This is a genomic window from Streptomyces sp. NPDC002490 (genome assembly GCF_040296045.1).
Lineage (GTDB): Bacteria > Actinomycetota > Actinomycetes > Streptomycetales > Streptomycetaceae > Streptomyces.
Window position 1 is genome coordinate 1 of sequence record NZ_JBEOWM010000036.1, and the last position, 12448, is coordinate 12448.

A 12448-nucleotide genomic window follows, 5' to 3' on the forward strand; every position below is an offset into this window, starting at 1 on the left:
CCGCCGCCGCCGACCGCCAGGGCGGCGCGCACCGCCCGGGCGCTCCCCCCGGTCAGTCGGGCGACGCGCGGTGCGTGCTCGTAGGCTCGGGGCCGGTGGGGCGCGCCGCCCGGCCCCGCACGGCCGACCGCGGGGCGAAACCGAGGTCGCTGAGGCTGCGTCCGGGGAACATGTGCAGGAACACCCGCTCGTAGGCGTAGTTGGGGCAGCGGATCTCCCCGGCCTCCACCCGCCCGATGTAGCGGGCGTCGCAGCTGACCCGCTCCCCGATCTCCCGGGCCGCCCGGCGCACCGCCGCCGCGAACTCGCCGGGCGAGCGCGCCCCGCGCAGTGCCCGGAAGGCCGTGTTGGTCCGGGGCGCGGTCGCGGCCGGAGTCGGCGGGGGGAGCGCGGGCGTCCGCGGCGACCGCGCCGGTGCTGTGTCGGGGTGCTCGGGTGACGACGCCATGGCCGGACCTCTCGTGCGCGCGTGCCGGACCCCACCGGCCCCGGCCGTCTCCGGCCGACCGTGTGCCGCGTCGCCCCGCACCGGGTGCCGAGGCCCGCACGGGCTCGGGGGAGCACGAACGTACCGGCTGTGAACGGGTCGCCACACAGCGTTTGCGTACAAAACGGATATCCCATCCGTGATCTGCCATGAACTGCCATCCTTTGCGGCGGCGTGGCGCCGTAGCCGTTGACACCGTTCCTCCGTTGAACCCGGCGGACGGGGAGCCATCCGTCAGCGATCCGCTCGACCGAGGAGGGTCCGTGTTGGAGGCCGGGACGAAACCCAGCGCACCTGCCGTGCCGGAGGCGCCGCCGGGCGCCGTACCCGAAGGGGGCCCGGCGCCCGCGACGAACACCACGAACGCCATGAGCTCGATGGACGTGACCAGTGCGACGAGTGTGATGAGTGCGACGAACGAGTCGGGCCGTGTCGGCGCCGACACCAGCGGGAACGTTCTGCCACTGCCCGGGGCGGCGGCCGGATGCGACCTGGTCACCGTGCCCGCCCGACAGGGGCTGGAGGCCGTGGACATCCTGCGCCGCGACGCCGACGCCTCGGTGGGCCCGGTGCTGCACGACAACCGGTGCCGCACCCTGGGCTTCCTGGTGCCGCCCGGCACCGCGGAGGGCTGGGACCTGCCCGGCAGCTCCTGCACCCGCACCCTCGGCCGCGGCATCCCCACGGACGGGCTCGCCGACGACCGGCCGGCGGGCCCCGCCGCGCCCGCCCCGCCGCCCCCCGACCCCGGGCCGACCGCCCCCGCGGACCTGGTCGACGAACCCCCGGGCACCGGCTGGCTGCTCCCGCCCGGCACCACCGGCCAGGTCACCGATCCGGCGGTGCTCCGCGAGGCGCTGGGCCGGGCCGCCCGGATGATCGAGGCCGCCGACAACCGCTGCTGACCGCCCCGCGCCGCCCCGCACCCGCGGGGCGGTTCCGGCGACGGCGCCCGACGATAATGGGCGCATGGCACGCGAACGGACGAGGGACCGGGGCCGGCGGGAACGACGCGCACCCCGGCGCGCCGAGGTCGACGGCGGGACGGCCGTCCTGGAACCCGACCCGGACCGCCCGGGGGCCTGGTCCCTCCTGATCGACGGCGTCCCCCAGTCGCACGTCGACCTCGACGACCCCGCGCACCTCGTCTTCGAGTACCAGCGCCGCCTCGGCCACGTCGTGGACCTGGTGGCCCCGGCCGGCCGGCCGCTGAAGGTGCTGCACCTCGGCGGGGGCGCCTTCACCCTCGCCCGCTACGTCGCCGCCACCCGGCCCCGCTCCACCCAGCAGGTCGTCGAACGGGACGCCGCCCTGGTCGCGTTCGTCCGCGCCGAACTCCCCCTGGACCCCGCGGCACGGGTCCGGGTCCGGACCGCGGACGCCCGGGAAGCACTCGGCAGATTCGCCGACGGCTGGGCCGACCTGGTCATCTCGGACGCGTTCGCCGACGCCCGGACCCCCGCCCACCTCTCCAGCGTCGAGTTCCTGACCGAGGTGCGACGGGTCCTGGCGCCCGGCGGCCACTACGTCGCCAACCTCACCGACGGCGGCCCGCTCGGCTATCTGCGCAGCCAACTCGCCACGGCGGCAACGCTGTTCCCCGAACGCGCACTGATCGCCCCGGCCCCGACGCTGCGCGGACGCCGGTTCGGCAACGCGATCCTCCTCGCGGCGGGCGTCCCGCTGCCGGTGGCCGCCCTCGGCCGGTGCGTCGCCACCGACCCCCACCCGGCCCGGGTCGAACACGGCCGGGCGCTGGTCGACTTCACCGCCGGCGCGCGCCCCGTCCACGACGCCACGGCCACCGCGTCCCCGGCGCCGCCGCCCGGCACCTTCGACTGAACGTCAGGAGACGCTCACCACACGGTCACCTTGGGCGCCTGGTCGTGCCAGCCGCAGTTCACGGTGATCCGCTTGTCGCCCGAGGCGAACACCACCCGGATCCACTTGACCTCGGGCTTGTCGAACACCTCCACCGACCAACCGGAGGCGGGCGTGGCGGACACCAACTCCGCCGAGACGGCCCCCATGTCGAAGACGACCCGGCCGCCCTCCGTGCTGGTGGCCTTGATCGCGCTCGGTGCGGACCCGGACGAACCCATCTGCTCCGAGACCCCCGTGTCCTCGGGCTCCCGGGTGGCGGGTTTGTCCCGTTCGGTGGCCGAGGTGGTGGGCGGGGCGCTCGGCTGCCCGGCCGGCGGGGGGTCGCCGCCGGACACGGCGGGCGGCGTCCGCGGCTGCGAGGGCGCCTGGGGCCGTTCCGGCGAGGGTCGCTCCTTCGCCGCCGGCCGCTCCTCACGCTCCTCGTCGTCATCGTCATCGTCGTCGTCCGGTGCGGGGAGCGGCAGCGCCAGCGGCGGATCGTAGGCCGTTCCGGACATGACCGTGTGCACGCCCCACCACGACAGCGTGACCGCTGCACCCGTCGCGAGCGTCCAAGCCGAGAAGTGAAGGAGTCCCCTGCGCATCGTCGGCCATCCTGCCCCACTCCACCCCCCGCTGTCGCCCCCTCGGACGTCCTCGGCCGTCTTCGTCCGGATCGGACGAGGGGTCACCCGCATGGCGTACGGTTGCCGCCCATGGCACGTGTGCTCGTGGTCGAGGACGATCAGTTCGTCCGCTCGGCCCTCATCCGGCATCTCACCGAGGCGTCCCACACGGTACGCAGCGTCGGAACGGCCCTGGAGGCGCTACGCGAAGTGGCGCATTTCTCCTTCGACCTGGTCATCCTGGACCTCGGCCTACCCGACCTGGACGGCTCCGAGGCGTTGAAGATGCTACGCGGACTCACCGACGTCCCCGTGATCGTGGCGACCGCACGCGACGACGAGAACGAGATCGTCCGCCTCCTCAACGACGGCGCCGACGACTACCTGACGAAACCGTTCTCGGTGGAGCACCTCTCGGCCCGGATGGCCGCGGTGCTCCGACGCTCCCGCGGCGGCACCGCCGAGGCCCCGCCCAGCCGGGTCATCCAGGTGGGCGGGCTCTCCATCGACCCGCTGCGCCGACAGGCCGAACTCGACGGCCTCCCGCTCGACCTGACACGGAGGGAGTTCGACCTCTTGGCGTTCCTCGCCGGACGGCCCGGGGTGGTCGTCGCCCGCCGGGAACTGCTCGCCGAGGTGTGGCAACAGTCCTACGGCGACGACCAGACCATTGACGTCCATCTGTCATGGCTACGACGGAAACTGGGGGAGACCGCGGCCCGCCCGCGCTACCTCCACACCCTGCGCGGGGTCGGCGTGAAGCTGGAGCCGCCGCGATGAGATGGGCTCTCGTCAAGGTGTGCCTCGCGGTCACCACGATGGTCGTCGTCGCCTTCGCCGTCCCGCTCGGACTGGTCATCAAGGAGATGGCCCGCGACCGCGCCATCTCCGACGCGGAACGGCAGGCCGCCGGCTTCGGGCCGATGCTCACCATCACCACCGACCCCAAGCAACTCGCCGGAGCCGTCGCCACCACCTGGCCCGGGGACAAGGGACGGATGGCCGTCCACGTCCCCGTCTCCGAGCGGCACACGGCCTTCACCGTGGGCACCTCGCGCGTCAGCGAACAGATGCTGGCCAAGGCCCGGTCGGCGAGCAGGGCCGTCATCCTCCCCGTCGAGGGCGGCTCCGCGCTGATGCACATCGTGGCCATCGGCGGCGGCAAGATCGCCGTCGTCGAGGTGTTCGTCCCCGACGCCGAGGTCAGCAACGGCGTCGTCATGGCCTGGCTGGTGCTCGGCGGCGTCGGCATCGGACTCGTCATCGGCTCGGTGGCCGTCGCCGACCGCCTCGGCGGCCGGATGGTGCAGCCCGCCCAACGGCTGGTGCGCGCCGCCGGTGAACTCGGCGAGGGCAAACTCGGCGCCCGGGTGCCCGAGGAGGGGCCGAAGGAACTACGGCTCGCCGCCGTCGCGTTCAACTCCATGGCCGACCAGGTCGTCCAACTCCTCGCCAACGAACGGGAACTGGCCGCCGACCTCTCGCACCGGCTGCGGACCCCGCTGACCGTGCTGCGGCTCAACGCGGCCAGCCTCGGCGACGGCCCCGCCGCCGAACAGACCCGGGCCGCCGTGCACCAGCTCGAACGCGAGGTCGACACCATCATCCGCACCGCCCGGGAGGCCAAGCCGCAGACCGCCGCGGCCGGGCCCGGCGCCGGCTGCGACGCCGCCGAGGTGATCCGGGAACGGATGGACTTCTGGTCCGCGCTCGCCGAGGACGAGGGACGCAAGGTGCGGGTCGCCGGGGTGGAGCGCCCGGTGCGCATCCCGGTGGCACGTGCCGATCTGGTCGCCGCCCTGGACGCCCTGCTCGGGAACGTCTTCCGGCACACCCCGGAGGGCACCGCCCTCGCGGTGGACGTCCACAACGGCGAGGACGCGGTCATCGTGCTGGTCTCCGACGCCGGTCCCGGCATCGACGACCCCACCACGGCGATGGCCCGCGGCTCCGGCTCCGGCAAGGAGGGCTCCACCGGCCTCGGGCTGGACATCGTGCGCCGGATGGCCGAGGCCACCGGCGGCGACGTCCGGATCGGCCGCTCGGTGCTCGGCGGGACGGAGGTCCGGGTGTGGATCCAGGTGGGGGCCGCCCGTGTGGAGGGCCGCGGCCACCGCGGCAAGGTCCGCAAGCGCCGGTTCGCCCTGCGCCGCGCCTGAGGCCGGGCGGGCGGGTCCCCACCGCGTCCCGTGCAGGCCCCCGCCCCGCGGACCCCGCGGGGACCCGTACCGCCCGTGCCGTACGCACCGCGCCCGGCGACCGTGCGACCCGTACCGCCCGCGCCGTTCGCATCCGCCCCGCGGTGCGCGACGCGCCGAGGGCCACCACCGCACCCGCCGATCCCACCGACCCGGGCGGTAGGCGCCCCGCCGGCCCCGACGGCGGCCCTGTGGGCGCGTGACCCCCTCGTCACCGCAGGTGAGACGTCCCGGCGGGCTCCTGGGATACCCCCAGGAGCCCGCCGGGATTCCCTTTTCGCTCTCCCATGTGGTCCTTAAGAGCGGCATAAGAAGCAACCCGGAGACGCCCGAGGGGGCGATTTGCCGGACTCGGAGTCGCTAGCGTGCTGACCGCGCCCCTCCCCCAGGGGGGACGCCGCACCCCGTACTCCGAGACAGGGAAACCCCATGACCACGACACTGCGACACCGGACCGGCCACCGCCCCCCAGCGGCCACCGCGCCCGCCGCGGGCGTCGTCGTCACCCGGGGCGCCCACCGTCCCACGGGTACGGCCCGAGCCGTGACGTTCGTCGCCGCGCAGCACGCCCCCAGCACCCGGCCGGGCGGTTACCCCGGCCGATGCGCGACGACGAACCGACCGGCCGCCCACCCGACGGACCGGACCCCCACGTCCCACCCGTCGGACACCGGACTCGACTCCCCGCGGGACGCGACCGCCACGGTCAACGGAGAGCACCCCACCGCGCGGACTGCCTTCCCGAGCACGGGATCGAGTTCCGGCCGGACCATCCACGCCGGGTCCACCGCCCCCCACGGCACGGACCCGGCGGCCCGGCCGCTCAACCCCGCCCACCGAGCCCCCGACGACGGCCCCACACCGTCGCCCGGTCGGCCCGCGGGCACCACCCCCACCGCGAGCGGCACCCCCACACCGCTCGTGCCCCCCACACGGTCCCGCCCCCCGCGGGCGGGACCACCACGGTGATCACCTCGTACGCGGACGCATCCCCCCACACCGCGCACGACCCGGCGGACCGGCCACCCACACCGGTCCGCCGGGGACCGGCCCCGCCCGCACCGAGGCGGTCGCCGTTCGATCCACCGCCAGGGTCCAGGTTCCGCACCGGAACACCCCCACTGGATTCCCCCCACCTGGTCACCCCCAGACCGGGCCGGCCCGGGGCCCCCTTCCTCCACGCCCCGGCCGGCCCGCCCCCCACGCACCACCCCAGGGGAGCATCGAGCCCCTGACCCCCTCCCGGTGAACCCCACCTACCGGAACACCGCGCGAGGAACACCCACAGAAGAAGACGAATCGCCACAACCCCCACCCAAGATGCGCCCCGGTCGACACTTCCCCCCACGCGACCGGGGCGCACCGGGCTCAGTCCACCGAGCCCGGGTCCGGACCCGGCCCCGGACCCGGGCCCGGTATCCCTCAGGCCCCGTCGGCACACCGCCGAACGGGGCCCGGTCGGAAGGCTGTTAGATTCCTGCCCTGCTGCGGGGCGGGTACCGCCGAACGGCGGTCCGGTGGACGACGCGGACCGCACGGCCGGCCGCTCGCGGGCACCCAGCGCCGTAGGCGGCCACCGTGCCGCCGACGACACCCGGACCGGCCCCCGACGGCGGAGCGACTACGGGAGGTTGCGGGCGCATGAGGGTTCTGGGTACGAGTCGACGGGGCTCCGGGCGCCCCACGCTGGAAGAGGTCGCCGCCCGCGCGGGCGTCGGACGGGGCACCGCGTCCCGGGTGATCAACGGTTCGCCACGGGTCAGCGACACCACCCGGGCCGCCGTCCAGGCCGCCATCGCGGAACTGGGCTACGTCCCCAACACCGCGGCCCGGGCCCTGGCCGCCAACCGCACCGACGCCGTCGCCCTGGTGGTCCCCGAACCCGAGGCACGCTTCTTCGCCGAGCCGTACTTCTCCGACATCCTGCGCGGCATCGGCGCCGAACTCGCGGAAACCGAACTCCAGTTACTGATGGTCTTCGCCGGCAACGACCGCGAACGCCGCCGCCTGGCCCAGTACCTGTCCGCGCACCGCGTGGACGGCGTGCTGCTGGTCTCCGTCCACACCGACGACACCCTGCCCGACCTGCTGGCCCAACTCCGCATCCCCACCGTCATCAGCGGCCGTCGCACCGGCCGGGAGATGCTGCCCGCCGTCGACGCCGACAACCACACCGGCGCCCGCGCCGCCGTCGAGCACCTGCTCGCCCGGGGCCGCCGCCGCATCGCCCTCATCTCCGGCCGCCCGGACGTGTACGGCGCGGCCCGCCGCGTCGACGGCTACCGCGCGGCCCTGCGGTCGGCGGGCCACTGGGTCGACGACACGCTGATCGTCCCCGGTGACTTCACCGAACGCGGCGGCGAGCGCGCCATGACCCAACTCCTCGACCGCCATCCCGAGGTGGACGCCGTCTTCGCGGCCTCCGACGTGATGGCCGCCGGCGCCCGCCGGACACTGCGCGCCCGGGGCCGCCGCATCCCCGACGACGTGGCCCTCGTCGGCTTCGACGACTCCGCCATCGCCCGCCACATGGACCCGCCGCTGACCAGCGTGCGCCAACCGGTCGAGGAGATGGGCCGCCGCATGGTCGACGTCCTCCTCGGCGAGATCGCCAAGGACCCCCGGGTCCGCCGCCACGGCAACGGCCCCCAACTCGTCCTGCCCACCGAACTCGTGGTCAGGGAATCCACCTGACGGCACCGGCGGCCGGGGCGGGCTCAGGCGGCCCGCACGGCGCCGAGGGCGAGGGCGCCCAGCAGTGCGGCGATGCTTAGGACGCAGAGGAACTGGTCCGTTCGAGGGCTCACCGCGCTGCTCGGCGCAACAGTGTCGAGACGGCTTCGGGTGGGCAGAGTTGTTGGCCGTTGGGTGGGATGATCCAGTGGTAGCGGTGGTGGGTGGTGGGGTGGGTGAGGTCGGGGCGGGGGAGGCCGAGGTAGGTGTTGGTGCCGAGGTAGCGGGTGTGGGGGTGGTCCGGGAGGTCGTGTGGGGTGTTGGGGGGTACGAGGGCGTAGTGGTGGTGGGTGGTGCGGTCGGTGAGGACGGGGCCGTGGAGGGTGTGGGTGAGGTAGATGCGGACCTGTTCGGGGTGGTGGGTGCGGGCGGCGGTGTGGACGAGGTCGGTGGGCATCCGGATCGCGGCGAAGGCGTGGCCGCAGGGGACGAGGGCGATGCTCCGCCGCAACCACTGCTCCTGCACCTCCCGAGCCGACAGGACGGCCGCCAAGGGGTGGACGTTCATGGGGCGGGCTGCTCCAGGGTGGTGAAGTGGGCCCGGTCCGCCGTCTTCCACTCCCGCCGCAGTCGCTTGCCCTCGGGGCAGCCGATCGGCTCGGGGAGGCAGTCGTCACACGTCCCGACGTGGCTGAGGTAGGCGCGCCAGGCGGCCCGTTCCATGGCTTCGGCGGCCCGCGCGGGCTCGGTGCACCGCCGGTGGATCACCCCGCCGGGTGCGGGGGCGTACGACTCACGCCCGCCGATCGGCTCACGACACTGCACGCAGGGGTTCAGCACGAGCTGCTCCCCACCGTCACCGTGCTGCTCGCACCGGCCAACGCGACCAAGGCCCGCAACACCACCACCAGCCGACGTTCCCCCAGATGCTCCACCTGCCAGAGCGGGACCAACCTCGGGAAGCTGACCGCCACCACGAAGTCCAGGAACGCCCGCTCACTCGCGTCCAACACCAACGAGTTGCGGTAACGCGCCTCGAACCGCGGCCAGTCACAGGACGCGGCTGTTTCGGTGTCGACGACGAGGAGGTCCCGCACGTCCTCCCGCGCGAGAACGTCCCCCTCTTCGATCAACACGGCGACGGCAACCTGTTCAGTGGTGCCGCGGGTACCGGCCCAGGCGGAGAGGCGGTCGGTCAGGAGTGGCGGGGATACCGACTCGGCCGTTGCGTTGTCCTGCACCGTCATTGACTCCTCGTCATCAGTCCGGGGCCGCATGCCCGTCGTCCTTCGTGGGTGATGTGAATGCTGGGTGCTGGCTCGCGGTCTCAGCTAGGCACCTGGGACGGTCTCCTCTGCCCTGGCCAGGTACTGATGTGGTCGCGCGATGGACTTTCTTGTCCTTCAGGCTTGAGAAGACAGCGGCGTGGGTCACCATCACCGGGTAGAGGTCGCTCCGCTGACCAGGAGACGTGAGTGATGTTGACGGTGTTCGGGTCCCTGCTCGCCCAGCGAGGATGGGGGTATGCGCGGTTCATTCGTGAGGCACAGCCGGTGGCGCGAGCCATAAGGCTGGGACCGTTCGTGCTCCAGCGGCGCCAGTTCGATCGGTGGCGCTCCGGAGGGATGAAAGGGCTACCCAGGGAAGACGCTCGTCAGGTGCTGGAGCGGATGTTCCCGGGACACATGGTTCACGAGCTGTTCTCTCTTGCGGCCCCGGCCGACGCCGCAGGGAGGATGCCGGACGGCCAAGAGGTGGGGCGGCGCTCCCTGCTCGGGGTGATCGGTGCCGTTGCGATGCCCACCGGAGTCGTCGAGTCGATCAGAGAGGAGCGACGGCGCATGGACGCTGCACTGGAAGGGTCGGCGGTCGGTGAGGCGACGCTCGCCCGGTGGGAGATCGCGGTGCAGGACTACGCACTGGCCTACCAGTCACTGCCGCCCCAGGACCTCCTGGCAGACCTCCTCGCAGACTTCGGGGAGGTGCGGCGGCTGCTGGAGGGCCAGCAGCCGATACGGCATCGCCGCCGCCTCTGCCGCGTGGCCGGAGAACTCGCCGTGCTGGCGGGGATCTTCGCTTCCGCGCTGGCTGAGCACCGGGAGGCGCGGGCCTTCTTCCACACCGCGCGCTTGGCCGCCGCCGAAGCTGGTGACCTTCATCTGGAGGGGACGGCCGTTGTGCGTTCCGCGATCGTCTCGCTGTACTACGGGACCCCCGCATCGGCCCTCACCGAGGCGGCCCGCGGGCTCCACCTCCTGGGCACCGCGGTGACCCCCGCCGCCGTGCGGGCACTGCTGGTGGAGGCGCGAGCGCTAGCCCGTCTGGGCCGGGGCGCGGAAGCGATCCCGCGGTTGCGTGCGGCGGAGGACATGTTCGGTCGCCTCACCCTGGAGGAGCGCCAGGCCATCGCGTTCGGGTACACCGAACGGCAGTTCCACTTCCACCTGGGAAACGCGTGGACGCACCTCAGGCGCCCAGACGAGGCATGGACCGTGCAGAAGCGTGCCCTCGGCGCATACGCGCCCAGCGAGTACCTCGATCCGACTCTGATCCGCCTCGACCGGGCCACCTGCCTGGCTCGGTCGGGCGAGCCCGAGGAGGCGTACCGGATCGCGGGTGAGGCCCTGCGAGACCTGCCTGATGCCCACCGCACCGGCATGGTCGTGCAGTACGCGCAGGACTTCCGCGTGACCGCCGGGCACCCCGAACTGCCCGCCGGCCGTGAGTTCGTGGAGCTACTGAGGTGAGACCACCGGGTTGCGCAGGGTGCCCACCCCGGTGACGGTCACCGCCATCCTGTCCCCAGGAACGACCGGACCCACGCCGGCCGGCGTGCCGGTGAGGATCACATCGCCGGGGTTGAGGGTGACCGCCGCGGTGATGTACTCGATCAGCGTGGCGACCGGTGTCAGCAGCGTCGACGTGCTCGCGTGCTGGCGGCGGTCGTCGTTGACGTGACAGCTCACGTCGAGCGCGGTGGGGTCGAGCGCGGTGGCGATGACCGGGCCGAGAGGGCAGAAGGTGTCGAAGCTCTTGGCCCAGGACGGCTGCCCGTCGGCCTTCTGGATGTCCCGCGCGGTCACGTCGTTGCCGCAGGTGTAGCCGAACACGACGCCGAGCGCCTGGGACGCGGTCACGTTCCGCGCGGTTCGGCCGATCACCACAGCCAGCTCTGCCTCATGCTCGACCTGCCGGGACTGGCTCGGGTAGACGACCGGCTCGTTTGGGCCGACCACCGCTGAGGGCGGCTTGAAGAACAGGCGCGGGATCGGCGGAGTGCCCATGCCCATCTCGGTGATGTGGTCGCTGTAGTTGCGGCCCACCGCCACGATCTTCCCGGGAACCACCGGCGCCAGCAGCCGTACATCTCCCATCGGCACCGTCCGCCCGGTAGGCGCTGCTTCGCCCCTCACCGGGTCTCCGTTCAGCACTTCAAGAGGCCCGGTCCCCGTCGCCGTCCGCCCGAACCAATGGTCGCCCTGCCACTCGAATCGCGCGTGGAGCACGTCATCACATCCCTGGGTTGGTGTCCTCGCCCAGGCAACCAGATCACGAGTGCGGCGGCGGCCAGCGGGGTTCTCTCCGGGGCGGGCGGGAGGCCGCACGACACGGGTGGCGCTGCCCCGGCCGACCTCCACCACGGAGTCCCGCCCCCTACGATGCCCGGATGACCCACCACGCACCGCCCGTCACGGGGCCGGAGTTCTTCGACGTCGATCGTGTCCGACTCACGGAGGTGGCGCCGCCGGTGTTGCCGCCCGCACTGGTGGCGGCACGGGACCGGGTGTGGGAGGAGGCGGTGCGGGCCAATCCGGAGCTGTTCGACGGGCCCGTGGTGGCCTGTGCGGGGCTGGCGCCGGACGGTGCGGGCGGGGCGGTGCTGGAGTGGTCGCGGGCGACCTACCGGCACCGGTGGCTGCGTCGGCTGCCGGGGGCGGTCGGGGCCCTGCCCTCGCTGTTCGTCGGGGTGGTGCAGCCGGTGGAGGACGGGCGGGTGCTGGTCGCGCGGATGGCGCTGTGGACCTCGGCTCCGGGGCGGTGGCAGTTGCCGGGCGGCTCGGTGGAGCCGCCGGCCCCGGGCGGGGTGCTGGACGGGGCGGCGCTGGCCCGGGAGGCGGCCCGGGAGCTGGTGGAGGAGCTGGGGGTGGTGGTGGATCACGGGGAACTGGAGCTGGCGGGGCTCACCCGGGCCCGTGGGGGCGGGGTCGGTGCGCTGTACCTGGCGCCGCCGCGGTCCGAGGCCGAGCTGCGGGCGGGCTTCGCGGCGCTGGCGCGGGCCGAGCGGGCCCGGGGGCGGGAGCCGGAGCTGGTGGAGCTGGTGTTCCTCGGGTCCGTGGCCGAACTGTCGGGGCTGACCGGCCCGTGCGCCGACTACCTGGTGCCGGTGCTCGAACGGGAGGGACGGAGGACCCGGTGAGCCCGGGCAGACGCTGAGGGCCGACCCGCCGGAGCGGATCGGCCCTCAGACCCATCAGGGTGAGTGACGGGACTTGAACCCGCGACATCCTGGACCACAACCAGGTGCTCTGCCAGCTGAGCTACACCCACCACGAGCGGCGGTTTCCCTTGCGGTTCACCGACCGGCCGAGAAAAAGTGTACA

At 73.6% G+C, this 12448-nt stretch carries 12 protein-coding genes, 1 tRNA gene and 1 pseudogene; 7 read left to right on the plus strand and 7 right to left on the minus strand.

The window, feature by feature from the left end; translation table 11 throughout:
- Positions 1-58: 58 nt before the first annotated feature.
- Positions 59-331 (minus strand): annotated as a pseudogene (locus ABT092_RS22015) (tetratricopeptide repeat protein); the annotation flags it as partial.
- Between the two features lie 560 nt (positions 332-891).
- On the opposite strand from ABT092_RS22015, the gene ABT092_RS22020 reads away from it, so the two are divergent.
- Entirely contained in the window at positions 892-1392 is a 501-nt protein-coding gene (locus ABT092_RS22020; RefSeq protein ID WP_351246408.1) for a hypothetical protein, read from the plus strand.
- A 64-nt stretch (positions 1393-1456) separates the two neighbouring features.
- On the plus strand, positions 1457-2329 hold the full coding sequence (locus ABT092_RS22025; protein WP_351246410.1) for a spermidine synthase: 873 nt from the start codon (positions 1457-1459) through the stop codon (positions 2327-2329).
- Between the two features lie 14 nt (positions 2330-2343).
- On the opposite strand, the gene ABT092_RS22030 is transcribed toward ABT092_RS22025, so the two are convergent.
- On the minus strand, positions 2344-2955 hold the full coding sequence (locus ABT092_RS22030; RefSeq protein WP_351246412.1) for a hypothetical protein: 612 nt from the start codon (positions 2953-2955) through the stop codon (positions 2344-2346).
- A gap of 111 nt (positions 2956-3066) precedes the next feature.
- Between ABT092_RS22030 and ABT092_RS22035 the strand changes: the two genes are divergently transcribed.
- The 3 genes from ABT092_RS22035 (at position 3067) to ABT092_RS22045 (ending at position 7868) form a co-directional block, all read left to right on the plus strand.
- The gene (locus tag ABT092_RS22035) at positions 3067-3756 is read left to right on the plus strand and encodes a response regulator transcription factor (protein ID WP_351246413.1); all 690 of its coding nucleotides are present in this window, start codon (positions 3067-3069) and stop codon (positions 3754-3756) included.
- Positions 3753-5135 carry a sensor histidine kinase gene (locus ABT092_RS22040; RefSeq protein ID WP_351246415.1) on the plus strand — a complete coding sequence of 461 codons (1383 nt, stop codon included), beginning with the start codon at positions 3753-3755 and terminating at the stop codon, positions 5133-5135. The genes ABT092_RS22035 and ABT092_RS22040 overlap by 4 nt, the downstream gene beginning before the upstream one ends.
- Positions 5136-6815: 1680 nt before the next feature.
- Entirely contained in the window at positions 6816-7868 is a 1053-nt protein-coding gene (locus ABT092_RS22045) for a LacI family DNA-binding transcriptional regulator (RefSeq protein ID WP_351246417.1), read from the plus strand.
- A gap of 109 nt (positions 7869-7977) precedes the next feature.
- Here the strand turns inward: ABT092_RS22045 and ABT092_RS22050 are convergent, their stop codons facing one another.
- The 3 genes from ABT092_RS22050 to ABT092_RS22060 are packed head-to-tail and all read right to left on the minus strand — an operon-like array spanning position 7978 to position 9088.
- Positions 7978-8415: a hypothetical protein gene (locus ABT092_RS22050; RefSeq protein WP_351246419.1), complete on the minus strand. Its 438-nt coding sequence runs from the start codon at positions 8413-8415 to the stop codon at positions 7978-7980.
- The gene (locus ABT092_RS22055) at positions 8412-8687 is read right to left on the minus strand and encodes a hypothetical protein (RefSeq protein WP_351246421.1); all 276 of its coding nucleotides are present in this window, start codon (positions 8685-8687) and stop codon (positions 8412-8414) included. The genes ABT092_RS22050 and ABT092_RS22055 overlap by 4 nt, the downstream gene beginning before the upstream one ends.
- Positions 8681-9088 (minus strand): hypothetical protein, encoded by a 408-nt coding sequence (locus ABT092_RS22060; protein ID WP_351246423.1) that lies wholly within the window; start codon positions 9086-9088, stop codon positions 8681-8683. Before ABT092_RS22060 ends, ABT092_RS22055 begins: the two co-directional genes overlap by 7 nt.
- A 237-nt stretch (positions 9089-9325) precedes the next feature.
- Here ABT092_RS22060 and ABT092_RS22065 point away from each other — a divergent pair, with 237 nt between their 5' ends.
- The gene (locus ABT092_RS22065) at positions 9326-10594 is read left to right on the plus strand and encodes an NsdA family TPR-like regulatory protein (protein ID WP_502968484.1); all 1269 of its coding nucleotides are present in this window, start codon (positions 9326-9328) and stop codon (positions 10592-10594) included.
- On the opposite strand, the gene ABT092_RS22070 is transcribed toward ABT092_RS22065, so the two are convergent.
- Entirely contained in the window at positions 10583-11353 is a 771-nt protein-coding gene (locus ABT092_RS22070; RefSeq protein ID WP_502968482.1) for a fumarylacetoacetate hydrolase family protein, read from the minus strand. The two genes, ABT092_RS22065 and ABT092_RS22070, sit on opposite strands and share 12 nt — an antisense overlap.
- A gap of 161 nt (positions 11354-11514) precedes the next feature.
- Between ABT092_RS22070 and ABT092_RS22080 the strand changes: the two genes are divergently transcribed.
- Complete coding sequence (locus ABT092_RS22080) at positions 11515-12264, plus strand: NUDIX domain-containing protein (protein ID WP_351246427.1); 750 nt, start codon at positions 11515-11517, stop codon at positions 12262-12264.
- Between the two features lie 58 nt (positions 12265-12322).
- On the opposite strand, the gene ABT092_RS22085 is transcribed toward ABT092_RS22080, so the two are convergent.
- Positions 12323-12395, minus strand: a tRNA-His gene (locus tag ABT092_RS22085).
- Positions 12396-12448: the final 53 nt, after the last annotated feature.

What these genes read in the sequence shown, in the direction of transcription:
- ABT092_RS22020 (WP_351246408.1), top strand. Translation starts at nt 892, where the DNA reads ATGAGTGCGACGAACGAGTCGGGCCGTGTCGGCGCCGACACCAGCGGG.
- ABT092_RS22025 (WP_351246410.1), top strand. Translation starts at nt 1,457, where the DNA reads ATGGCACGCGAACGGACGAGGGACCGGGGCCGGCGGGAACGACGCGCA.
- ABT092_RS22030 (WP_351246412.1), bottom strand. Translation starts at nt 2,955, where the DNA reads ATGCGCAGGGGACTCCTTCACTTCTCGGCTTGGACGCTCGCGACGGGT.
- ABT092_RS22035 (WP_351246413.1), top strand. Translation starts at nt 3,067, where the DNA reads ATGGCACGTGTGCTCGTGGTCGAGGACGATCAGTTCGTCCGCTCGGCC.
- ABT092_RS22040 (WP_351246415.1), top strand. Translation starts at nt 3,753, where the DNA reads ATGAGATGGGCTCTCGTCAAGGTGTGCCTCGCGGTCACCACGATGGTC.
- ABT092_RS22045 (WP_351246417.1), top strand. Translation starts at nt 6,816, where the DNA reads ATGAGGGTTCTGGGTACGAGTCGACGGGGCTCCGGGCGCCCCACGCTG.
- ABT092_RS22050 (WP_351246419.1), bottom strand. Translation starts at nt 8,415, where the DNA reads ATGAACGTCCACCCCTTGGCGGCCGTCCTGTCGGCTCGGGAGGTGCAG.
- ABT092_RS22065 (WP_502968484.1), top strand. Translation starts at nt 9,326, where the DNA reads ATGTTGACGGTGTTCGGGTCCCTGCTCGCCCAGCGAGGATGGGGGTAT.
- ABT092_RS22080 (WP_351246427.1), top strand. Translation starts at nt 11,515, where the DNA reads ATGACCCACCACGCACCGCCCGTCACGGGGCCGGAGTTCTTCGACGTC.